Below are 23,294 nucleotides of genomic sequence, written 5' to 3' on the forward strand. Positions count from 1 at the left end.
CAAACATTATGCTGGTCTAGCAGCTTTTGAGTAGCGCTTTGATCGTCTTGATTGCCGGATATGGTTTGGAGTTTGCAGTAATAAGCGCGGAAAGAAATGTCGTTGATGCGAGCCATGAAGCTTCGGTGATTGCCACAAATCCGGTAGCTGGGAAATTGTTGCTTTGGGTGAAAGAAGTCCACTCTCACTTTAACGAAAAGAAGATGTAAATTCGACCGAAAAGGGCGTGATCCCATCATCGGACCGACTAACGAAACGGGTTTAGCTTGTCGCTCCACGTCGCTTTACGGAGTACTGCCATGAACTCAAGCTGTCCCCAAACAGTCTCGTAGACTCGTTCTGGCTTTAGGTTCGTGAGCCCCGTTCTTCGAAGCCTCTTCAATATCTCGCGAAAGCTGCTCGGCGTGAACTGCCATGCATGAACGTCGAGATACGCGCCAGCCACATCCGCGTAGCGCTTTTCAGCACCCCGTAACCGTTCCGCTCGCTTGTCTTTATGGGGATCCTCATGGTCCCCGCACCAATGCCTTATCGAATGACTGTGTGTCGTGTACGCATAGTGCCGAACGACCGCTTCCTTCGTATGGACCGTCCTTCGCTCATTGTATGCCGCGATGATTTGATCCAAGTCACTGCAGTCCAAGGATTGGTCAAAGCAATAGCGCTTGTCAGGCACTATCAAAAAATATGCTCCGCCTGGCCGCAGCACGCGCTCAATATCGCTGAGGTGGCGAACTAGATCCGGCTGGTGTTCGATGCAATGGCTGCTAAAAACCACATCGAACGATCGATCCGGAACCACTTCAAGCCGTCCGGTCGGCGACACGAAGTCAATATCCACCGCTGTTTCCAACGGATAGCCATGTTGGGCCGCTCGCTCGAGTAGCCCTATCCGGTCCAAGACGTCGAGATACTTGACCCTCGCTCCGCGGAGGGCAGGCTTTGTAAATGGACCAATTTCGAGGCAGTCTCCGTCGGGAATCGTTGCTAGGAATCCTGCCCGGTGTGCGGCAGGGCTGCCGATGCGCCCTTCTTGAATGCCGTGGTTCCGGAAATGAGCCCGGAGCTCGTCATCCGAAAACTGAGCGAGATCGTCATGGATACCGCGATAGAAGTCGATGTCGCATTCCGGCGGTAGCTGACCTGGCGTGACCAACCTCGGAAGCAGGTTGAAAAGATAGATCCAGGGAGTATCGAGAGGAATCATAGACTGGCGCAAGTAGGATCCCACCTAGTATACGATATTGCGCCCAATTTCACAATAAACCACAAGGAGAGTATAGAGGTGGACTAGAAAACTGCAGCAATTTGGGGTGGATACACAGCGGCGCTGGCTGATTTAATGCGACTTCTTGTCAACAAACGGGTGCTGACAACTGACGAGATCAGGGAGTCAGTCACGAAACTCATTGTCCGCTCGAAAGAAGGAGGCGCGTTGCCAGGATTGATGCTGCACCACTGCACCTGCTGTCAGTTATTGAGAATTGAAGGCTATGCCATGGGGCAAATCCCAAGGCACGCGGTTTGAATTAACCACCACAACGAGCAGAACCCCACAGCAGACCTCTTGCGTGAAAGCTCGTCGGCTCGTCAGTAGCGGTATAGGCCAAAAATGATGCATCTTCCTACTATCCTCATCAATCCGACTGAAAAGCCAAAGCGAAAGCCAAAACTGTCGGCTGAGGCTGTTGCTGCCGATGAGACTGTCGAGTGCCACGTCCGCTTAGGGCTAATACAATTTGCATTGCCGGGCATCGCTTCTCCGTTACCCGTGCTCGGAATTACCGGCTTTGTTCTAGATACCGGAGATTTCGGACGATCAGTTGAGTGCTCTCTGCTGATCGATAACAAGCCTGTGCGCGACTTCATTGCTAATCGTCCCAACGCCGAAGGAGGCGTCGCACCAGACCTTGGCCTCGGTCGCCACGCGTTTTCTTTGCCCATTCCATTTGCGTTTCTCGATGGCGCTGACCACAATGCTGCTGTCGTTCTAAAAGAGACAGGGCGGTGTATCACGACAGCGCCAATTCCATTCTGTTCGCCGATGTATAAGACGTCTGGCCATATCAATGGGATAAAGCAGCTGATCCTCAGAGGCTGGGCATGTTTTAGGGCTCGCCCAGAATTTCCGGTAGAACTGACCATCACAATCAACGGCAAGTACAAGTTCAATGTGAAGGCGGATCAGTTTCGCAAAGACCTACAAAAAGCAGGGCTCGGAGGCGGGTGCTGTTCATTTTCCTTCGCGATACCTCCTTCATCGCTCAGGGCGGATACCGAGAATACTGTTACCGTAACCTATTTCCATTCTGGCAAGATCGTCCCAGATGGAAATATTGTTTTCGTTGCGACAAGGGCTGAAATCGAAAAGGCACGCGCAAGTTGGCCCAAGCCAGACCTCATCGCGACGGAACGCGCGACGCCGATCGCACGAATCTATTCATTGTTTGATGATGAGCGCGCCTTTGCATTCTTTCGAGAATTTCTTTCGCCGGGAACAAGCCCCGCCGACCAACCTAAAGTTTCCATTATTATGCCGTGCTGGAACCGCGGGATGATAGTACATTTTAGTATCGAAACTGTTTTGCAGCAGTCCTATCAAAACTGGGAATTGATTATAGTCGACGATGGCAGCACGGACGATACGGTCGATGTCGTTAAGCCTTACCTGAAAGACAAGCGGATCAGTTTGGTGCGCGTGCCTCACGGCGGCGTTTCAGCTGCAAGGAACGCCGGACTTGAGCACTCGACGGGAGAATTTGTCGCCTATCTAGACTCTGACAACTTGTGGACGGGCTATTATCTCGACCTCATGGTCCGGTTTATGCAGCAGCGCCACGCAAGCTGTGCTTATTCCGGATTGAAGGTGCGCGGCGATGACGGTGTGAATTTTCGCGGCATTGACTTTGACTGGCCCGCACTTCTGCAGGCGAACTATATTGATCTAAATGTCTTTATGCATCGCCGGTCATTGTACGAAGAACTGGGCGGTTTTGATGCCGGCCTTCGCCGCATGGTCGATTGGGATTTGATCCTCCGTTATACTAAGCATGCTGGCGCAATCTATGCCCCATTCATCGGCGCCGAGTATGACAACTACAGCCGGACTGACCGCATTACGGTTTCGCAGGCGGGAGCCTACGCTTTTCGTGTTATCCAGAAACAATTGATCGATTGGCGCGAGCAGCATGATCAGGCGCGCATCAGAGGCCGCGTATCGATAGTCGTGCCATGCTTGGAGAATCTTGCTCTTACCGAGCAATGCCTGCAATCTATATTTGCTAACACAAACGGCGACTTTGAAGTCGTTATCGTCGATAATGGAAGTGGAAACGTCGTAAAGGAACGGTTGGCAAGTATCAGTCGAGACCATCCAAATGTGCGCCTGGTTTCCCTCGCAAGCAACTTAAACTTTGCAATAGGCTGCAATGTTGGCGCGGCGATTAGTTCCGGCGAATATCTGGTATTTCTGAATAATGATACACTGGTAACCAGCCGATGGCTGGAGCAGCTCCTCCTTGCACTTAAGTCCAACGAAGTTAGGGGCGCCCAACCACTTCTACTCTATCATGACGCAACTGTTCAGTGTGCCGGACATTTTTTTAATAAATATAATTGTCTTCCTTACCACTTGTTTCAAAATTTCCCCTGGGATCACCCGGCCGTCAACAGCCCCAGGCGCGTCCATTCAGTAACAGGTGCATGCATCGCCGTCCGCGCTGCAGAATTCATTTCTCTTCAGGGCTTCGATCCACTTTTTGTAAATGGAGGCGAGGATGTTGATCTCTGCCTCCGCATGACAGAGCGTTTCGGTGGACACTTTGTCGTTGCGCCGGAAAGTAAAGTTTATCATTTGGAATCTAAGACCCACGGGCGTGGTCGCTACATAGATGACAATCGCAGGCTATTGGTTCAACGTTGGGCTAGAAAAGCCCCGGTTGATGACGAGGCTGTCCTGCGCTCAGTTGGGTTTGTGATTGGCAGCTACAGCGTTGATAGGGAACCCGCTGTTGCTGTGAGTCTCTTTAAGGCGAATCCTCTTGCGCGAGAATACTTAATTTCGAAGGCTCGTCGTATTCTCGTCGTGAAGCCCTCAGGTATCGGAAATATGCTTTTGTTCGTTCCGGCAATGAGCGCCCTCCGCAGTATCTTCCCGGACGCAAAATTTACCGTTGCATGTTATGCTGCCGAAGCCCCTGCCATCCGGCACTTAGCGGATGCGGTTATCACGCTTAAAAAAAATCCCGAAGACGGTGCTACACACTTGCCAGAATTGGAAGGCCAGATCGCAATTGGAGAATTCGATCTCGCAGTTTATCCCCCCTTTACTAACGTTTCTCGACCCACCCCATCAATGAAGCGGGCTATCCGGTGGCATGTGGTCCACCCGTTTTGGGATTTCGCAAGTCGCCATGAGCTTGAACACAATATGGATATCCCGCGTATGCTGGGATATACAGGGCCCGCGCCCACCGTAGAATTGCCGACTGCGGATGTTCCTAACCTTGATCAAGTTCCGCGCCCATACATTGCCATTCATGTAGGCGCAAGCGCAACGCCTCATATGCAGCGGAAGAAATGGCCACTCGCTCGCTGGGCCGCTGTTGTAAAGACGCTGTCGTCTTCCCATTATGCAGTTTTTGTCGGTGGATCGGGCGAAGAGAAGGACGTCGAAACGACTTTGTCATTGTTGCCAACTGAGGTCAGACGACGCTGCTTCTCATTTTGCGGAGAGCTGGATCTTACGGCAACGGCGACAGTACTGAAAGGAGCTGATGTTGTTCTGGCGAATGATTCTGGATTGATGCACTTGGCTGCGGCAATGGACCGACCTGTGATCGCTGTCTTTGGACCGACCTCTCCCGAAAAAAACGCGCCAGTGGCGCCGACCGCTCCAACACGGGTCGTTCGTGTTAATGTACCCTGCGGCCCATGCTTTACTGATCGGCAGAAGCTGTTGGCATGCCAAGAGCAAATATGCCTATCATCAGTCACGCCCGACATGGTGATTACAGAGTTTGCGCACGTAGTTGGTATGCGGGCCGCTTCTTTCGAGAACGTCTGATCATCTTTTGAGTCGAGTATTGTTATGAATCTCACCTGCAATATATGTGGCGGATCGGAGTTCACTTTCCAAGGATCTCGGCAAGGCGTTCGATGCGCATCTTGCGATTCTCTTGAGCGCACGCGCGCAATGAAGTTAGTTCTTGATGATCTCGGCTTACCGCGACCCGGGCAAAAGGTGCTGCATATCGCGCCAGAAAGGGGTCTGGGACCTTACGTGAAAAAGGTGGCTGGAGATGGCTATGAAGCGGTCGATCTTGTGCCGAAAAATTTTGGTTGGGTTACGACGCGAAAGTTCGATTTGACAACGGACGCTGCCTTATTGCCCTCAGAATCCTACGACCTCATCATCCATAGTCATGTGATGGAGCATATTCCTTGCAACATCACCGCAGTTTTGTACCATCTTCACCGAGCGCTCAAGCCTACAGGATACCATATCTGCTGTATTCCTATCGTCAGTGGATCATACGAAACCGATTTTCGCGCGATGGATAAGAATGAGGCGACAAGGCGATTCGGCCAGTTTGATCACGTTAGGCGCTTTGGTGTCGACGATTTGCATTTGACCTTAGGAATGATTTTTAAATTACCCGAAAGGTATGATTTGGAAGCGAGGTTCGGAGCATCTGTGCTTGATGCGCACAATATTCCGAAGCCGGCGCGGAAAGGATGGTCCATGCACTCGATTATGGCTCTCAAAAAGGACGATTTGCTATTGGTGGCAGCCCCGCTACCCAAACAGTATCATCGAGCGAACTGGTTCAAAAAGCTCGTCGAGAACTTTCGTCCTCGCCATCTGGGCACAGCGATTATTCAGCGCATCGGCGGGGCGGGATGATCACTCATATAAGGCTGCAATGATCGGAACCGGAGCATACTCGCCGGCAGGTCGATCGCACTTGGTCGCATAAATTTGATCTATGAGCGGTTTCACCTGCGGATCCGATCGGAATTGCCTTTTCATTGGAATGAGCCAGTTCCAGTATATGGGCTCAATTCTGGCGTTCAAATAAAACTGCTGACTCAGTGTTGTCGGCTTGACGACGTCCGGTGCTGTCAACTTGCAGTGCGATTGGGCCAAGAACTGGCCATAGTAGATAAACGCGTCCTTTAATTTCTCGCCATTCGGTCCGACGACAGAATACGGATGCCTTCCGTAGTGCGAAGATATTTCTGCCAGCAGTCCGAACATGAGAAGTTGAACAAATGAATAATGGAGCCCCTTGCCTTCACGCATCCTGTAACGGTCGTAAATCTCGCCACGCGTTGGAAGTCGTCCATTGGCATCAATGCTGATCCCGTCCACCTCACCGCCGCTATAGATTGCTTGACCAATTAGCGATACAAAATTGGCGCTGTTTTTGGGTGAATCGTACGCCCACTCCATCATGCGATCATCATCGAGTACGGCTCCCAAGGTAAAAATCGCGAGATTGTGCATGGAGAGATGGTTGTTAGCAATTTGGCCACCGAAATAGTTCGATGCAACCCATCTCTGTCTCCCCTCGAACACCGCAGACGATATTCTTCGAAGCCAACCACGAATTCTTTTGTCCTCCTCCGCCGAAAGGGTCTTGTTGCAATGCAGAATGTTGTAGCTGAAGGCCGCACCTAACCCGATCCAGCCAATATACAATCCCAAGCCCGCGTAGTTTGCCCGTTCAGCCCCGTGGGGAACGTCAACTGCGGCGAACTGGTCATTCGTAACGGTGTCCGCCCAGTTGAGCAGAATGTTGCGAGCTTTTGCGCTCGCTTCACCAGAGTTATTTGAGAGGACAGAATACACACTCAAATACATGGCGTTGATGATGTCCCCGCGCGCAGAATTGAGATACTCCGCTGAGGCGCTGCCGAAATACGGTGAAGTAATGTGGCTCTTTAAAGCCGCAGCCGCTCTGCTTTCGATTCTGGCTAAGCCGTTCGAGCGAGCTTCCGGTGTCCCACGAATGGGCAAAAATAGATCATGTTCGCATTGGCGTTCAATTGCCTTAGCCGAACCGATCAGAAGCGGGCATGCAAGTGTAACCGCAAGCATCCAAGCCAATTTATCAAGAGGCATATCGACCTCCTTATTGAATCAGTTGAATTACACCCTTGCTAAAAAGGCGGCATAATGATTTTCGCCCAATTGAGAGAGCAGTTCATCCACCGCAAGACACATAGCTAGCTCCGCAGATTCTTGCGTGCTCTCAAAGTTCCAGATGATGTCAGAGAGAGCTAAATGATAGATATATCCGCCTAGCCACCAAAGGGTTCCGCTGGGAAATTCGGTTAAAAGCGCCCCAATAATATTATCGCTGTCTGCGGATTCAGACGGATCGATTTTAGCGATCAAATCCGGATCAGGGCGCCGACAAGTGCGCAAGAGCTTTGATGGGTCATGCGCATGGCGAACGAAATCTTCAGGCAGAATGGACCGGATGTGCGTAGCCCAAGTCATCCCGCGGTCGCTCCATTGAAAGCGATTCGGTCCAACATAGTCATTGACCACCAGTACACCACCTGGATTGAGGATCTCCTTCGACCACCGGACAGCTGCACGGGTATCCATCATGTGATGGAGAGAATTGTCCCAATAAACGAGATCATAAGTGGACCTTACAATCGAGAATGCGTCTCCATTTACAAAATTGGCGTGGTCTCCCAACCCGGCCATTGCAAAAAGCTGCCGTCCGGCATTGATCCGAGCATCCGACAACTCAAAGAGATCGAAAGATTCAACAATCCCATCTCGAATCATGGCTAGCTCTTTTTTGGCGCCTCCGCATCCGACGGAAATTCCACGCTTCAATGGGCGCCCACCGAGCAACTTGGCGGTGCGACGTCGCAAGCCGGCGGCAAATCCATCGATCGGATCTCCGCATACAAGCCTATTCTGATGTCGGACAATCTGCTTGTTTGCCCACCACTTTGAAGTTCGTCCAGCGGGTTGAACCGTTACTTTATCCCAATACTTGGCTATAGTTTCGGCGTGTTCCGCAATATTTGACATGAAACTAATACCGGTGGGTTTCAATTTCCTCGACGTGCACCAAACTAGGATTTATCCTTCGAGCTCGCAAGACATTCGGCGGCGACATGGTCAATTGCGCCGGTTCGAAAAGCTCCCAGATCGGAATTTCTCGGCAGGTACTTGCCCTTGCCGTAATACTGTCGCCGTGTGAACGATCGTGAATACCGCGTAGACTTAAGAAGAGCACGTTACCGATCTGAAAAATGATAAACCTAGAATGGCTCACTATGCAGTTGTCCACGCCAGACGCAATGCAGCCGCGCATGTCGAGCGCAGAGCAGGCGCTCTATGAAGACGTCTTAAATGAGAGCCCCCCACGTTGTCGAATATGTCGCCGGGATTACCACGATTGCGCTCCAATGGGTGATAAAATGGTTGGTCGAGCGTTTGCCGTCAATCGGTTGCTGCAGCAGTTTGAAAACGCCAGTTATTTAGAAATAGGCGTTGCAAAGGGGAAGACTTTCCATGAAATCAGTGCTTACAGAAAGACTGCAGTAGATCCCAAGTTCCAGTTTGATGTAACTGAAGCTCGTCGAGCCAATCCGCACTCCTCATATCACCAAGTCGCAAGCGATGATTTTTTTGGCTCCATTGCTGATCACCGTCAACTATTCGATGTAATCAATATCGATGGGCTGCATACTGCTGAACAAACGTTGCGCGACCTGCTGAATGCGATGTCGCATTTGGCCCCAAAGGGAATTATAATTATCGACGATACGCGTCCGAGCTCACACTTGGCATCGATTGCGGACTTTTCGGTACGGCAACAAGTGGCCAGCTATTTGAAGTCCAATGACCACGCTTGGATGGGCGACGTATTTCGCGTCGTCTATTTCCTGGAATCTATGTGCCAGCAATTCTCCTTTCGAACGATTCAGGAAAATCACGGCCAAACCGTTGTATGGCGCAAACGCCGCCCAAAAGTGCGTTCAAGAACTCTCTCTTATATCGGAGGCAGAACATTTGAGGATCTAGTTACAGAACTTGACGTTTTGCGTTTAGCGCCCTTCGAAGAAATTCTTTCTGAACTAAGCGACCGCCGCTAGTCGCCCCGAGTTGTCCCAATGCCCCATCGTTCGAAAGCCATCTTTCGGCTGCAGAGGTTGATCTTGAGGCGCTCGCCGCACTCCGCGAGGTCGCTCTTTTTCAACTGCATTATTGGCGTGAGCGCGGTAGTGCGGGTCCTAATCTAGCTGTCTGGCTGGACCTCCTATAAGATTCTGCAGGATCTTAATGGGGAAGTCTGAGTATGGCTGTAAAGTTGAAGAAAATGCGGGCGTGGACGGCTGAAGAAAAGGCCGCGATATCGAAGGGAATTGAGGAATTGCGCCCGTGGGGTTATGGCGTCGATTTTGGCGAGGGAATCAGTACCCGTCAGGGTCATGAGGCCTTTGCGTCGTTTGACCGTGTATTGTCATTTGTGCCTGAGAACTTGCAGGGCGCGTCTGTTCTGGATCTTCCGTGTAACAATGCTCAGCTCTCTATGGCGCTGAAGGACCGTGGCGCCGGCCCAACCCTGGCGGTTGACTATAGCGATCTGGTCATCCGGCAGGCCAAATTCATCGCAGAGACTTGTGGCTATCAAATCGACACCCAAGTCGCTTCCATTTACGACTTCGACCCAAAGGCACCGCAATTCGAGTATGTGTTCTGCCTCGGGTTAATCTATCATCTGCCCGACCTTGTCGGCGCCTTTGAACGCCTGCAGAAGTGGACGCGTGGCGTGTGCTTTGTCGAAACTGAGGTTTTGAGGCTCGACGGCAACGATCCCAAGTCGGCGTTCTTTATTCCGGGTCTCTATAACGCGGATCCGACAAACTGGTGGATCCCTGGTATTGAGGCCGTCATCAACATCGCGAAACGGGCGCGCTTCAAGTCTGTCGAAGTCTTGTTCTACCAAGAGAAGCCAAGATCGGTAACACGAGAGGGTTACCCCCTACAAGCGAGAGCGATTTTTCGGTGTATCAATGATGTCGCGGCGCTAACGCACCCGTCACGAGTTATTCGCGCCTAGTTCTGGCAGCTGGTGGTGGTGGGTCTCACACGACAGGCAATGGTGGTGATGGCGGCACCGGTCAAATTCCTGGCGGCGGCGGTGGAGCGACACAAACCGGAACGAGAGCGGGTAATGGAGGCAACGGCGGTCACAGCGAAGTGATTGTCATCACTTATCTAAAGCAGTGCAAAGTCACCGAACGTCTTAACCGCAATACGATTGCCTAAAATCGGAATCCTCTTTGAACCGGGTTCATCAACGGTGCGCAGAATGCCACCATCCTGTTCGCCGTCAGGATGTGGCTTATGAGCATCGTCTATAAAGATTGCAGACTTCTTGTTGCCGACAAGAGGCTCAATAATCTGGTATTCGCCCATTGAGTATCGATAGCTATGGTAGCCGTCGATATAAGCTGCCTCAAGATTTGGGATATTCTGAACCAGTTCGGGCAGTGCTTCCAAGCTATCGCCCACGATGAACTTCACGTTCGTGAGCCCGAAGTCGGAAACGGTCTTCTGCGCAATCTTCATTTCTGAGGCGCTCACATTGATAGTGTAGAGCGTACCTTTAATCGATGAAGCCAAAAAGCAAGCTGACAGTCCCATGAAGGTGCCTATTTCGACCATATTTGTCACGGCATTGGATCAAGGACCATTGACAAATAAACAAGATCATCAAGCGGCGAACTGCGCCTAGTAATTTGTGCGCGAGTCTCGTCCGGCAATGAGAAATAATACGAAAGAGCGCTATTGATTGGCACTCCGCGATTGACTTGCGGAGGCCATTTCGGACGGCAAAGGCGTCTCGGCCGCGGTCGTCAGCGTGGATTTTGTTTTCCTGCACCAGTCAATGAACTCGTCAGGTTTGATAGGGATCTGAACAACCTCAACTCCAAGCTGCTGGAATAAGGGCAATCTTTTGTTGGCTTCGATCTGCCAACTATCAAAAGTTACATCGGATAGATCGAACGAATAAGCGTGCCATGCGGCCCATTCTTCGGCCGACAGCGCGGCAATCGACATCTGCGCCGTTTTGCTCATGCGGTAAATCTGCCTGAAATATCCATAGGTGATCAATGGCCCGCTTCCTCGCGGCCACGCTCTTGTGCGTGGCCTCTCCAGCCATGGCTCAAGTGACCCTGTTTCCGGGGCCCTGGTTTGCCAACAACAATAGTGCAGGAACAAGACCATAGAGTAAAATGGGGCGCTGCCGGCGCCGGCACGGCAGGCGCGCAGATGGCCGCCGTTGCGAACACTACCAACCCCTCGTTTAAGATGATGGCTGACTTGTTCAACAAGAACGCAACCAACGTTCAAGATCTCTCCACCAATCAAACGGCCGGTGGTTGGGGCCTGGGTGCCGGAGCGTTTGGCTCTGGCACGGTCGATACTACGGCGGCTTCCGAGATTGTGTTCACGGTCCAGCTTTCGGACGGCGCGGACAATGCTTCATTGAGAGCTTATCGCGTTCAGATTTTCTACGGAGACTAATTCTGGATTCCCTAAATTGATTGATGGGTCGCTGCTGAAGTCTATGGACTGTAAATATTCCAAGTTGTCGATAGCAAGATGGCCATCCAGTGGAGAGTATAAATGAAACGTTATGGTTTGACCTTTCCCGATGGGCCCAATGCTGTTGTGAAAAGCAAAGTGGTCTATTCTTCGATATGACAAGAGAAGATCATCTACATCGCGGGTCGTATTATTTGTGACATGCACGGCGCGCCAGAACTGCACATTGCGCCTGATTGGCATGCCCGCAACGGGTTTAATCATTGTCCGTGTTTTGAATACAAACAGGGAGGTGTGGCCATGATTCCATGGATTCCCCAGCATGGCCTTTTGCTGATTGTATGCTGAATCTGACTTGTATCCCCAGCGGAGGTGGTTCGCGATGTTTCTCTTTGCGGTTGCGCTCTTCTTCTTGAGAATGTTACTCGCGAACTGGTGCACCTCATTGTCGTGAAAAAGAAGCTCAGAGACTTCCCTAAACCGCAAAAACTCCACCCATTCTGGGGTCCGCATTGTTTTGTAACACCACCCAGTTTTCTGAACAAAATGGTCCAAGGCAGTTTCTGTTGGCCTTTGGTAGGTGGAAATAGTTCTCCCTTTTAATATACTCTCATCTAGGGACGAACTAACCGAAAAGATGTCTGGATGTTTTTCCAGTATGTTGATGTGCTCAGAAAGCCAGTCGCCATCTGCCCAGATGTCGCCATCGGATACGATAGTGTAGGGCAGCGACAATTCCACGAGTTTTGCATCGAAGAATGCGCCGAAAGCGGCAGTTGCAATGTTCGAAGTAAAGTGAGTAAGGCTCTCAATGTGACCGATCTTCAGCCGTTCTTCGAGCGCGGGCAGAAGCGAATCTGTCCGAGTGCTATTGTTGTGCAGAATATGGATGTTGATCCGATCTCTGTATCGCTGCAGCTGATCGATAATAGCAAGGATCTCATCCCTAAAGAACGAGAGTAAAACACAGTTCGCGATTTTCATCGTGTGTACAGTTCCTGACTTTGCACCATTTTAGTTATACGGTGAATCGGCCTGCGCAGTTAGTGCTCCCGTGGTTCAAATGGATTTTTGCGCTTCAACAAATAAATTGTGGCCACCACCTCGTGTCGAGGTCAGGGACAAGGGGTAGCTAAGGAGGGCGGTGGCCATCTCTGAGGTGTAATATCGGATGCTACGGTAGTCAGTATCTGGCGGATCTGGCTGTGTTATTTCTTTCCGTTCCTGGACCTGAAATATGAGCCGCCCATTTGGCTTTAGAACGCGAGCAGCATCGCTAATCGTGCTTCGAACTGCGCCGCGCGGCATGTGCTGGAACACAATGAAGCTGTAAATAATGTCTGCGGTGTTGGTGCCCAAACATGCGAGGTTGGTCCCATCGCTAACGCTAAAGTGCGTGTTGATCCATTCTTTGCATTCTTCTGATGCCATCTCGACCATTCGGTCAGAGACGTCGACGCCGACAACCCGAACGTCCCGTCGCTTCTGGGCAATCACACGCACAAGTCGTCCTTTACCGCAGCCAATTTCGACGACTGTCCCGCCCTTCGGAATCGACTCGCAGCCGCAAGGGAAAATCAGGGGTAGGTTATCGACGCCAGATTGAAGAAAGCCCTCTCGGGTGGGTTGGTGGGCAATCTGTTTCTCGTTGTCGTCTCTGCAGCCGATTGAGTCCCAATAAGCTCGCATATCAGTTTTACTAAACATCGTTCACCAGCCTCCATTTGCGGTGGAATGTGCCCTAAAATCCATAGGTGATTAATGCTCTGGCCGTTCCCTCGCCGTCATGGCTGGGCCTGCCCTATGGGACTTAGTCTTGTAAATGGCCAAAACAGAACTCGTACTCATCAAGAACAAAAGCGCTGTAGTCTAGAAGACGGTCTCTCGTCAAATAGGTTTCATAAAATGAAGTGCTGGCGGATGCAATTCCCTCCCATCGACCCGGATCATTGAGTTCAATCTCAATGATTGGATCTACTTCAGCGTCCCCATTTATCTCGATGTAATGTTCTCCGGCTCTCATTAACGGAAAATAGTGCATCATCCATTCTGATGAATATTTTATCAAAACGCTGTTGCTTTTGAGTGCAAGGGCGACACGCGAACATGTTGCTCCATTGCCGTCCATAGAGAGGCGAAATTTATAATTGCAATGGCCTTCCCACGATACTGGATGCCCTGCAATTCCAAGATCTATAATTGCCTGCTTGGTCTTCTCTCCATCGATTTGCGCAATCTTTGGAACAAAGAAATCGATGTTCTTGTGGCCCTTGAAATACAGAGCGGATCTGATCCTTGGAACCAATTTAACGCGTTCCTCGGATATACGGTTTCCGCCACTCGTCCCGCCCACGAATATCGCCGCGGTACGCTTGTTCAAGTATGGTATTTGATCCTGGAATTGCTCGCCCTGATAAAAGTCGTAACGAAGGAAATCGACGTCAGGCAGCAAAATGGTGCTGTGGCTCCGTCGCTTTTGGTAGCCGATTGTTGGTATAGAGTCATTGTTTGGGTACCTATCGCCAAGGGCATAAGCCAAAACAGTGCTCGTCTCCGGGCGCCGTTCAGAAACTATCGTCTTTAGGAACGATTGGTATAAATCACGTCTGACTCTGTCTAATGGTTCCAATGCCTTGGCCTTGTCCCATGCACAGACATCGCCCTTTCTGATTTCGAAGATTGAAACATTGGGAACGGCGTTCAAATGTACAAACGCTTGTCTCAAGTCGTCTCGGCTAAGTAATTTGTTTCTCCAAGCTGAAAGCTGTTCTTTAGCCAAATATCTTAGTGCACGGTGAGGTTCGTTGTTCGCTTCCATTCTTTCCCGCCCCCTGGGATAGATGCAAAATAACTTGGGCCCCATCGCTACAATAAGAGAGCTGGCTCCGTTTGTCTGAACAAATTATCCGGGTCGCTAAGTGGAGCCTCTGCCGGGGTTAGACAGCCAAGCGGGGGGCAGCGGGTTGAAGTAGGCCTGACTTGGCGTCGACGCGTCAAGGCTCGAATGCGGTCGGCGGCGATTGTAGAAGTCGGGATATCGGCCGATCGATGCGCGGGCCTCGCTCACACTGTCATAGGCTCGCAGATAGCGGTGTCTCGTTAGTGTTCTATTACAAGCCAACATGCCCCACCTGCCCCGGGCCTTACTTAGTCTTGCAGGCCTTGGGCAATAGCTGTCGCGTCGCGCTACCTACGACAGAATTCAAACATTGGTATCTTGGTTTCAGCAAGCCCCCTTCAACCGAACTTTTCACTTCCGACGAGTTCCGCCGAAATATACAATGTAATCTTGAAACGACAAGGCAAGAGGATTCTTATGACAATTGGTTTTGAAGAGGCTGCATGGCTATTCAATTCTCACATTTCCAACCGAGGGCATATACGTCAGGACTTCAATGAAGCCGCGCTGCTCTGGAAGGCGACACGTACCTCCAGAGGTCCGATTCTCGAAATCGGCCGGTATCAAGGTGGATCAACTGTATTGTTACTCATGGCAGGCGAAGGCCGGCACATCACCAGCATCGACTTAAATCCGCGCCACTTGCCCGAATGCGACGAGTATTTTCGCAAGCCTGAAATCGCACGTCGTCTTACCCTCATAACCGGAAACTCTCGGATTCCGATTCCTGGGGCTTTCGGCTTCATGTTCGTGGATGGCGACCACTCCTATGAGGGCGTGAAGACCGACATATGTGCGCAGTGGAACTCGCTCACGCAGTTTGAGGGAATTGAGCCAACCATCGTGTTTCATGACGCGGTCGAAAACACACAGGCGCACAACAGCGGCTCAACACATCATACGGGCGTCCAAGCTGTCTGCAACGAGCTAATCGCATGCGGCGCCGCGCAAAGGCTTGAAACTGCGGGTTCGAGCCTTTGGATGAAAAAGCTAGCCGATCTGCCGGCAAGGTTTCGCGGCACCGGCCGATCTTCTTGATTGCTTCAAGATCCTCATTGCCGCACTTCGCAACCGGAAAAGAAAGTGGATACGCACTGACAGGCATTTCGTGCGTTGGTTGAGACGGATCGCACCGCGGCCCTCCCATCTATTTCGTCACGGTGATTGATTTACATCTGCGACACCTACGCCGACCACGCCGCAGATGCTCAATGTTGCGATGCGCTTCTGATCTCGCTTCTGTTTATCATGATCCAGCTTTCCAGCACACTCTGTGAGTCCGAGGACCGGAATGATGATGCGCGGCTTCCACTCACCCGCAACGATGCGCTGCGCAATCGAGTCCCGCACTTGTAGATATAGTGGCATGGCGAGATGCGGCTGCTGGACCTATCGTGGACTCGGTGGACGCGCCGCAGGCAGCGCACTTTTTTACAAACATCTCAGCCCGATCTCGATTGTCGAACTGCGTCGCTTTTCCAAACGGTGAGCGCGCAGATCATAGATCTCCATCTGATATAGAACTCACAAAGCCTGCACCTTGCGCGGACAATCACGGCTATCGCCGTCAGCTTTCACGTGACATTCCGCCAATCTCGGCACACCGTAAGGATCGTTGTTGCAGGCGACGCATTGAAAGCTTGCAAGACGTTATCGCCACTTCAATTGGTCCTATGGTTGGGCCGCATTGTTCAACGTCACATTGTTCAAAGCATTTGGAGCTGAAAATGACAGTCACATTTGAAACGGTTGCAAAATTCGCGCCTGCCGGCCTCGCATTCCAAGTTTGGGTCAGTATTCCTGACTCGCAACAAACGAGCGGTATCCCGATCACCTGGAGCGACGATACCAACGGTCAAGCCACGTGGCAGGCCACAACCACAAACCTTGGCGACGACTACTCCTATCTGGCATCCGGCGTGATTACCGTGCCGCTCTCGTACATCGGAGCAACCGGAAAAGATGTCAAGATCACCGCGGATGCAGGCGCGCACGGCACGAAAGACTACACGATCGCTTTCCAGGATTGGGGCACTACTCCCAGGCTTGGCGATGTGACATCGAACAACCTCGTGGTCTTTCCCAAAGACCTTCCGTCAACCAATGGCATCATTTATCAGGCCAGCGTGGCCAAGACCGACAAAACGCTGGTCAAAAGCGGCGCTGAGGTCCAGTGGTTCGTTTCGCCGAGAAATGGGGTCGCCACGTTCTATGATGCGGCGACAAATGCCAAGCTTCCGTTGGTGAGAGGCGGTTATTGGGCCGCCGTGAACACCGACGCAAATGGATACTCCTCCGTCAACGTGACTGCGAACAAGACACTGGCGATAACGATGCAAGCGCAGAGTCCTGTTCAGTCGATGTTCTCCACCAGCGACACCGCGTATTATATCGATCCGGAGGACCCGACTGTTCCTCAAAAATTCAGATCGCCAACCGTCGATGATGTGACGGATGGCCTTTTTAATGTTACGGGACAGATAACCTTTACCGAGAACCTGCCAAGCATCTCGGCGACATACGCCAATAAAAACTATACCGCATTTTTATATTTTGACGGCAACGGACAGGATGTCCCGTGGTCCGCTGGCGATGCAAGTGTTCTGCAAAGTCCATTGACGGTGGACGTCCCGGTTGCGGATGTGAATATCGACGCAACCAATGTTGAGGGAAACCAGACATTATTCTTCGTACAAGCGACAAGCGGATCTATCTTCAAGTCAGGCGGCTATGCCTTCGGCGGCCAGGGCACTGCTAACAACCGGCCTGACCCAACAATACCGAGTTCGGCGCGGCCGTTTTATGCGCCGTCGCCAAATCCCGACGTCGGCATCGGTGGATTTATTACCGACGACACGCTGAAGAATCACATTCCCGCCGGGACCTATCCCGACGGTCTCATGCTTCAATACGGACGGTCGCTGGGAGCGGGCTATGCCGCCGGGTCCGGGAAGGTGGTGTTCAATTTCTACATGAATGGCGTGGACAAAGACCAGCAGCAAAAGCCTAGACTCTGGACAGTGGACGCGGTCGAACCGCTAGACCCAGCCACCAGGTTCTACCATGCCGTTCTGGATTACAACAAAGCCGCTGGGTATTTTGCAAACTCGCAAGGTCAATACGGTCTGTTCTGGGCTGAAATGGCCTTCGTGCCAACCAACCAGGATAGCAACCGGTCGGCTTGGACCTACAGCCAATATAACTCCTACATCCTGGCGACAGGGGTCGGTTAAAGGGCCCTCGTCAGCCTCATAGCACGAACGCGGTGCGGCCTTAGCGAAAGGCCGCACCGGATGGTCTCTCGCCGGGCTTTGCGTTGCACATGTTCGGGTCGCGCATTTCGTTTTGATCGCGTTTTGCCGCTGCACCTTTTTTGAATGATTTTTTTCGGAGAATTTCCATGACCAAACGTATAAGCACCAACCACATCGTCCGCCGCTCTTTCACAGCACCCGCTCTCACACCCGAGCAAGCTCGCGAACGCGCGCAACGCAAGCGTACACTGCCTCCGTCGTTCGATGCAGAGACGCTGGCGACCGGAGCGAACAGCCTGAAGATCGTGTATCCGGCGTCGACCGATGTGTTGCCGGTCGACACCGCCATCACGGTCTGGGTTCGCTATCTCGATGGCAGTGGCCAGCCCAAGCCGAACGAGGTGATCCATGCCGACGTGTCCGGCTATGCCTCGGTTTACCCGGCCGATCTGCCGCCGACCGACGAGAACGGCTATTCAACGACGCAAATCACGTTCAGCAAGCCTGGCACCTTGGGCACCATCGCCTCATACGATGCGAGCCTCACCGTCACGGCGAAGAACGATTCAAGCGACACCGACAACACCGGTCTGCATGCCAGCACCACCGTCGGCGGTCCACTCGTGATCACGCTCGACGACACGGTGAACAGCGCCGATCCCAACAGCGCCGTCATCACCGGCGGCGTATGGACGCTGATCAGCGGATATTGCGCTCAGGCCGACGGCACCCCGGCTGCCTATCGCGGTGTTTCGTGGGAGGTTTCCGACCCGTCAGGCGCTCTCCAGCCAATCTTGGCGAATGCGACCACGTTCACTGATGATAGAGGTTTGTTCAGCAACTTCGTTTTGACCTCGTATTTGGCTTTCGGCAATCTCACGGTTACCCTGCGGTCGACACAGAGTTCGAGCAGCAAGACTTATGCCTGCGTTGCAGGTCCGGCGCCCTTTGGCACCATCGATCTGACGAATATCAGCAGTAATTACGGTTGGCTCAACCCAATCGTTAATCAGCTCCAGGCGACCTACACGCGCGCCGATCACGCTTCGCCCGGGAACAAAGCCGTCAACTGGTTTTCAGCACCGGACGATGTGCACTACGACAATTCCTTAACGACCACGAACGGCAGTGGCATATCAACCAATATTGTCAGGCCGGGCACACAACCAAACGCCAGCACCTATACCGAGGCCATGTGGGTGGAAATCACCGACAACGGCAGGCGCACGAGAGGCGCGCTCGTTCAACCCGTTATGGATACCATGTCGTCTCCCAATTGGGGAAAATTAACTCCCAGCTCGCAGGACAATAACGAGTTCATCCCAGGGGTTTGGCATGAGATCGACGTGAATTTCGTCGACGGTAATGGCAATCCGTTTGTCGATCATCCGATCACCTGGTCGGCGACACCGGCGGACCGGTTCGTGTTTTCGCAGCCCTATCCGACTATGACCGATGTTAACGGCAACGCCAAAATTCATGTAATGGCGGTCGGTACCGAGACCGTGGGCTATCGCCAGGCCTATATCACAGCCAGCGGCTACGATCACATCAACGGGGTGACTTTCAACTCAAATTACTTCGGTTCGATCGGCAGCCAGCCCTGCCCGATCACCATCACATCGAAGGACGATGCAACACAGCTCTCACTCTATAACCCGCATCAGCTGACCGCGACGTACCACGCCGCCGACAACCAGCAGAAGCCGATCTCCTGGGTGGTGGTGCCGGATTCATCGACGGACACGCATCACTTCGTGTTCGAACCCAATCCATCCCAGACCAACAGCAGTGGACAGGCGACAACCCAGCTCACCGCCTACGGTCCCAACGTGGGGACGCAGGTCGTCGCCTATGCGCGGACCTACAACCAGACGACCGGCGAATATGATCTCTCCTGTCCGTTCCCGCTATCCTTTGTTCAGGGCGCCAACCCGCCCGCCGACGAAGGCATCATCGATGTGGAATCGATCGACGGCAGCCCGCTGTCCGAAGGCGATTGGCATCTCCTCACCGCGACCTACACCACCTTCGACGGCACGCCGCTGTCAAACCAGCCGATCACCTGGCAAGTCGATCCTGCCAATACCGGCAATGTCCAGTTGCTGAGCACCCTGCCGACCCTCACCGATGTGGAGGGCGTCGCCACCAACGCGGTGAGTGCGATCAACACCAACAATCCGTTCAACGCCACCATCACTGCCACCGCCACCAATCCGTTCAATGCGCAGGAGACCGACGAGGGCGACCTCACCCTCACCTTCCAGGCGCAGGTGCAGCAGTCCGGTTGCATGCATCTGACCTCGGACGACGAGCCGCCACTGTCGATCGGCCACCCGCACGACTTCTCGGTCCATTATTATGAAGGCGACTGCCAGACAGCGGTGCCGGATAACACCCCGGTCTACTGGACCGCCTTCCCGGCCAACCGGATCTCCTTCTACGAGCCCGTGACCTATACGACCGGCGGATTCACATCCAACACCGCGGTCGCCAGCAAGGGCGCCGATATCAACAATGCCAAGATCGAGGCATGGTCGCCCAATATCCAGACCGGCATCAACGATTACGACGAACTGACCACCCGCTTCGTCACGCCCATCACCCAGAACCTTCTCGGCGTGATGCTCGACAAAACCTATGCGAAGAACCCGGCGCGCGGCCAGGATATCAAACCGGGCGACCCCACGCAGGTCGTCAAGTGCCAGGTGCAGGTGCTGGGCCAGCAGGGCGCGCAGCAGATCACGCTGCTGACCAACCCCGCTACCGCGCCCGAGACCATGTTCAAGGCCGACGGCAGCGGCGATGAGCTCGATAACGTGAACGGCAATTATGTTCTCACCACCGATAGCAACGGGGTCGGCACCTTCCTGGTCGGCTCGGAAAACCCCACAATGTTCGATCTCAATGCACAATGGAAAACTCAGACGCTGCCGATTCCAAGCAAGCTGGTTCTGGCGACCAACAGCCCGCCGCTGTCGTGCGTACTGCCCACACCGACCGTGACAGGCGTCGCCAACAACGGCACCCTGAATATCCCGCCATCGCCGGCGCCAACCTTCAAGGTCGGTCTCCCGCCCAGCCGTTACGCCACGAACGGCAGCCAGGTTGCGCTGCTGCTCAATAATCGACTGGTCTATGACGGGCTGGCCGATCCTGCGCTCGAGGGTGGGGTCGATGTGGCCTATGCCGCATTGAATCTGACCGGCACCAATGCGCTGATGTGGGTGACGCCCGCCCTCAAATCCTGCCAGCTCACCTTCCGGACAAACGGCACGCCGCAGCTTGGGCCGGACACCGGCGGCGCCGCGCGGGTCCTGAACGCCCCCGTTGTCGACATGCCCGATGGAGCGACGATCGAAGCCAAGGACATCATCAATGGCGGGCTGCAGGTCGATCTCTATCCCTACAGCGCGATGAAGCCGAACGAAGACGTGATCACCATGTACTTCTACCTGTCCGGCCAGGACGTGCTCATGTCGCAGCTCACGCCGCCACAGCTCAAGCAGGTCTACAACATCGTTCCGGTGATCTATCCGCTCCCCTCAAACAGCCCGCTGCTGGCCGGCCAGAGTGTCACCCTCACCCTGCCGCAGCAATACGCCGCCGGATACATCCCGACCAAAGACACAAACGCCTTCAGCCAGGTCCAGGTCGATTACAAGGTGGTGAACCCGACCAACGGCACCCGTTGGTCGAAACTCTCAAAAACATACCCGCTCAATACAACATTCTGAAAAAGGCTCTATTCCTTTTTCGGCAACGCTTTTCGTGATGCTTTGAATTTCGAAACCAAACCATTTGAACTAGGAGATCATCATGGCTAACAAGATTGCTTCTCTCATGACCAATCGCCTAAATGCGCTGCAAATGACTAGCGCTGGTTTCCCGTCGTCTGACGACTATTACATTACGCTCACGGTCGGTGTGGTCGACGAGACAAGCCTTCAGGGACAACCGGACATACCGGTGTACTGGAGCTATGCAAACGTCAATTCAGGAACACTTAAATTCTTTGACACCACCGGGAATCAGTTCAACCCCAACACTCAAACGACAAAAACGGGATCCGACGGGACGGCGACCCTATATGTGGGCTCGCTTAAAGCGTGCATTCCCCAAATTAAGGCGTCCCTGTCGCAAGAAATTCTCCGGCCAATGGTTTTGGAACAAGAGCTGCCAGAGGAAAAGTCAACCTGGGTTGGTACCAACATCGTGATTTGGACCGTCGGAACGGATACAATAACGAATAACAATCTCCCTGCGCCGATGCCCTCCGATGACATAGACAACCTCGTTACGATCCAACAATGGCAGGGCGAGTCTCTACTGCCGCCATTGACGGATCCCACGTCGGCTTTCCTTGGCTCAAACTACAATTTCGGTAGCAACCCCCTGTTTGTCGCCTGGATGGGTCAGGGAGATAACCCCGCGGTCCTCGGCCATGTCATCACAATCGGCTCATACCGTGGCCAATCGGTCTCATTCGACATGCCTTATGCCAACATGCAGACAGGCCCCACTAGCTCGAACAACGTCGCCTATATGATCTATGGCGGCCAGTCGCCCAACAGCTCACAAATTACGAACTTCGCGGCTGCAGGTACGGCGTTGCAGAGGCCGGACGATGTAAACCATGTCCATGACACCAATCTGAAGCCGGTACGGTACGTGGAGCCAGACAGCAACCCGAAGATTGTCGACGCCACCCCGCCAGCCCTGCTGACGTACGAGGATTTCGACAGCAAGGACAAAATGTACTGGGCTATTCCCGACTATAACGGCGTGGGCGGTGAAACGCGCAATGCCACCGATCAGATCGTCGTTACTGCCTATCTGGACGCCTGGGAGCAAGACGACGGAACGACGCCGCACTACACCTCATACGAAGTCTCCACGTTGACAGGAGCCGATTTCACCAATGGATACGCTTATTTCTTTATGCTGAAAAGCGATATCACGGGCTATTGCGCAAACGCCGACACGGAAAATTATGGGCTCATATGGATCCAGTATGTCGTTAACAACCAGCATTATTCCGTACCAATGAAGACGAACATCAACTTCTGCAACCCTTAGCGTCGTTCAGATCAAACGTCTGCCAATCGCTAGCGTAAAGCAAATGGGCGTCGCCATCGATGGCGACGCCTGACCGCATGATAAAGAGCCAAGTTCTCTATTAGCTCTGATCCCGGTCATCCGGAGCACAGCGAATCTGCCCATCTGCATCGTTGGTTTTTTGGAGCACGAGGGCGCGCGAGCATATCGGAGTTGCCTAGACGTTAATCTGTAAGATATATATGATAACCGCGAAGTCGGAGATGAAAACACTCCGTTCGGCGGAGCTTGTTACTCTCTCCGCATGATCGGATTTTGTGTGGGCAATACCGAACAACTTCGACTGTTCAAGCCGCGTTCAATACGCGTAGACGATTAAATTGAACGGAGCTTCGTACTGCATCGAATCTATCGTACCCGGGGTTGAACTTGGGTATCCCACATATTCCACTTCGCCCCCGACGTTCCGCAGCCAGTGCTGGAGGCGCCGAAA

At 52.9% G+C, this 23,294-nt stretch carries 18 protein-coding genes and 1 pseudogene; 10 read left to right on the plus strand and 9 right to left on the minus strand.

Annotated features, from left to right (window positions below; genetic code table 11):
• The first annotated feature begins 38 nt into the window (after positions 1-38).
• Positions 39-209, plus strand: a complete 171-nt coding sequence (locus CAK95_RS29445) for a hypothetical protein (RefSeq protein ID WP_157699759.1) — start codon at positions 39-41, stop codon at positions 207-209.
• A gap of 38 nt (positions 210-247) precedes the next feature.
• On the opposite strand, the gene CAK95_RS26900 is transcribed toward CAK95_RS29445, so the two are convergent.
• The gene (locus CAK95_RS26900) at positions 248-1,207 is read right to left on the minus strand and encodes a class I SAM-dependent methyltransferase (RefSeq protein ID WP_086090749.1); all 960 of its coding nucleotides are present in this window, start codon (positions 1,205-1,207) and stop codon (positions 248-250) included.
• 405 nt (positions 1,208-1,612) lie between these two features.
• On the opposite strand from CAK95_RS26900, the gene CAK95_RS26905 reads away from it, so the two are divergent.
• Together CAK95_RS26905 and CAK95_RS26910 are read left to right on the plus strand one after the other, a co-directional pair.
• The gene (locus tag CAK95_RS26905) at positions 1,613-5,065 is read left to right on the plus strand and encodes a glycosyltransferase (protein ID WP_086090750.1); all 3,453 of its coding nucleotides are present in this window, start codon (positions 1,613-1,615) and stop codon (positions 5,063-5,065) included.
• A 129-nt stretch (positions 5,066-5,194) separates the two neighbouring features.
• The gene (locus tag CAK95_RS26910) at positions 5,195-5,905 is read left to right on the plus strand and encodes a class I SAM-dependent methyltransferase (RefSeq protein ID WP_157699760.1); all 711 of its coding nucleotides are present in this window, start codon (positions 5,195-5,197) and stop codon (positions 5,903-5,905) included.
• Here CAK95_RS26910 and CAK95_RS26915 read toward each other — a convergent pair whose 3' ends face one another.
• Positions 5,906-7,126 carry an alginate lyase family protein gene (locus CAK95_RS26915; RefSeq protein ID WP_086090752.1) on the minus strand — a complete coding sequence of 407 codons (1,221 nt, stop codon included), beginning with the start codon at positions 7,124-7,126 and terminating at the stop codon, positions 5,906-5,908. It lies immediately after the preceding gene.
• Positions 7,127-7,153: 27 nt separating this feature from the next.
• Positions 7,154-8,059 (minus strand): class I SAM-dependent methyltransferase, encoded by a 906-nt coding sequence (locus CAK95_RS26920; protein WP_086090753.1) that lies wholly within the window; start codon positions 8,057-8,059, stop codon positions 7,154-7,156.
• Between the two features lie 380 nt (positions 8,060-8,439).
• Here CAK95_RS26920 and CAK95_RS26925 point away from each other — a divergent pair, with 380 nt between their 5' ends.
• Together CAK95_RS26925 and CAK95_RS26930 are read left to right on the plus strand one after the other, a co-directional pair.
• Entirely contained in the window at positions 8,440-9,129 is a 690-nt protein-coding gene (locus tag CAK95_RS26925; RefSeq protein ID WP_157699761.1) for a class I SAM-dependent methyltransferase, read from the plus strand.
• 203 nt (positions 9,130-9,332) lie between these two features.
• Positions 9,333-10,097 (plus strand): class I SAM-dependent methyltransferase, encoded by a 765-nt coding sequence (locus tag CAK95_RS26930; RefSeq protein ID WP_086090755.1) that lies wholly within the window; start codon positions 9,333-9,335, stop codon positions 10,095-10,097.
• Positions 10,098-10,255: 158 nt separating this feature from the next.
• On the opposite strand, the gene CAK95_RS26935 is transcribed toward CAK95_RS26930, so the two are convergent.
• Together CAK95_RS26935 and CAK95_RS26940 are read right to left on the minus strand one after the other, a co-directional pair.
• Positions 10,256-10,705 (minus strand): class I SAM-dependent methyltransferase, encoded by a 450-nt coding sequence (locus tag CAK95_RS26935; RefSeq protein WP_086090756.1) that lies wholly within the window; start codon positions 10,703-10,705, stop codon positions 10,256-10,258.
• A gap of 120 nt (positions 10,706-10,825) precedes the next feature.
• Complete coding sequence (locus tag CAK95_RS26940; protein ID WP_086090757.1) at positions 10,826-11,155, minus strand: hypothetical protein; 330 nt, start codon at positions 11,153-11,155, stop codon at positions 10,826-10,828.
• A 159-nt stretch (positions 11,156-11,314) separates the two neighbouring features.
• On the opposite strand from CAK95_RS26940, the gene CAK95_RS29450 reads away from it, so the two are divergent.
• Positions 11,315-11,569 (plus strand): hypothetical protein, encoded by a 255-nt coding sequence (locus CAK95_RS29450; protein ID WP_147413560.1) that lies wholly within the window; start codon positions 11,315-11,317, stop codon positions 11,567-11,569.
• Here the strand turns inward: CAK95_RS29450 and CAK95_RS26945 are convergent.
• The 4 genes and pseudogenes from CAK95_RS26945 to CAK95_RS26960 all read right to left on the minus strand — a co-directional run.
• Positions 11,528-12,574: a hypothetical protein gene (locus CAK95_RS26945; RefSeq protein ID WP_086090758.1), complete on the minus strand. Its 1,047-nt coding sequence runs from the start codon at positions 12,572-12,574 to the stop codon at positions 11,528-11,530. The two genes, CAK95_RS29450 and CAK95_RS26945, sit on opposite strands and share 42 nt — an antisense overlap.
• 75 nt (positions 12,575-12,649) lie before the next feature.
• Positions 12,650-13,297, minus strand: a complete 648-nt coding sequence (locus tag CAK95_RS26950) for a class I SAM-dependent methyltransferase (RefSeq protein WP_086090759.1) — start codon at positions 13,295-13,297, stop codon at positions 12,650-12,652.
• Positions 13,298-13,400: 103 nt separating this feature from the next.
• Positions 13,401-14,408, minus strand: coding sequence for a glycosyl transferase family 90 (locus CAK95_RS26955; protein ID WP_086090760.1), 1,008 nt, complete (start codon positions 14,406-14,408; stop codon positions 13,401-13,403).
• Between the two features lie 96 nt (positions 14,409-14,504).
• Positions 14,505-14,678, minus strand: a pseudogene (locus tag CAK95_RS26960) (integrase core domain-containing protein); the annotation flags it as partial.
• A gap of 228 nt (positions 14,679-14,906) precedes the next feature.
• Here CAK95_RS26960 and CAK95_RS26965 point away from each other — a divergent pair.
• The 4 genes from CAK95_RS26965 (at position 14,907) to CAK95_RS26985 (ending at position 22,822) form a co-directional block, all read left to right on the plus strand.
• Positions 14,907-15,527 (plus strand): class I SAM-dependent methyltransferase, encoded by a 621-nt coding sequence (locus CAK95_RS26965; RefSeq protein WP_086090762.1) that lies wholly within the window; start codon positions 14,907-14,909, stop codon positions 15,525-15,527.
• 689 nt (positions 15,528-16,216) lie between these two features.
• A complete protein-coding gene (locus CAK95_RS26975) occupies positions 16,217-17,722 on the plus strand; it encodes a hypothetical protein (protein ID WP_086090764.1) in 1,506 nt (501 codons plus the stop codon).
• Between the two features lie 350 nt (positions 17,723-18,072).
• Positions 18,073-21,480 carry a hypothetical protein gene (locus CAK95_RS26980; RefSeq protein WP_157699762.1) on the plus strand — a complete coding sequence of 1,136 codons (3,408 nt, stop codon included), beginning with the start codon at positions 18,073-18,075 and terminating at the stop codon, positions 21,478-21,480.
• An 82-nt stretch (positions 21,481-21,562) separates the two neighbouring features.
• Entirely contained in the window at positions 21,563-22,822 is a 1,260-nt protein-coding gene (locus CAK95_RS26985; RefSeq protein ID WP_086090766.1) for a hypothetical protein, read from the plus strand.
• Positions 22,823-23,294: the final 472 nt, after the last annotated feature.

The sequence above is a fragment of the Pseudorhodoplanes sinuspersici genome (genome assembly GCF_002119765.1).
Classification (GTDB): Bacteria; Pseudomonadota; Alphaproteobacteria; order Rhizobiales; family Xanthobacteraceae; genus Pseudorhodoplanes; species Pseudorhodoplanes sinuspersici.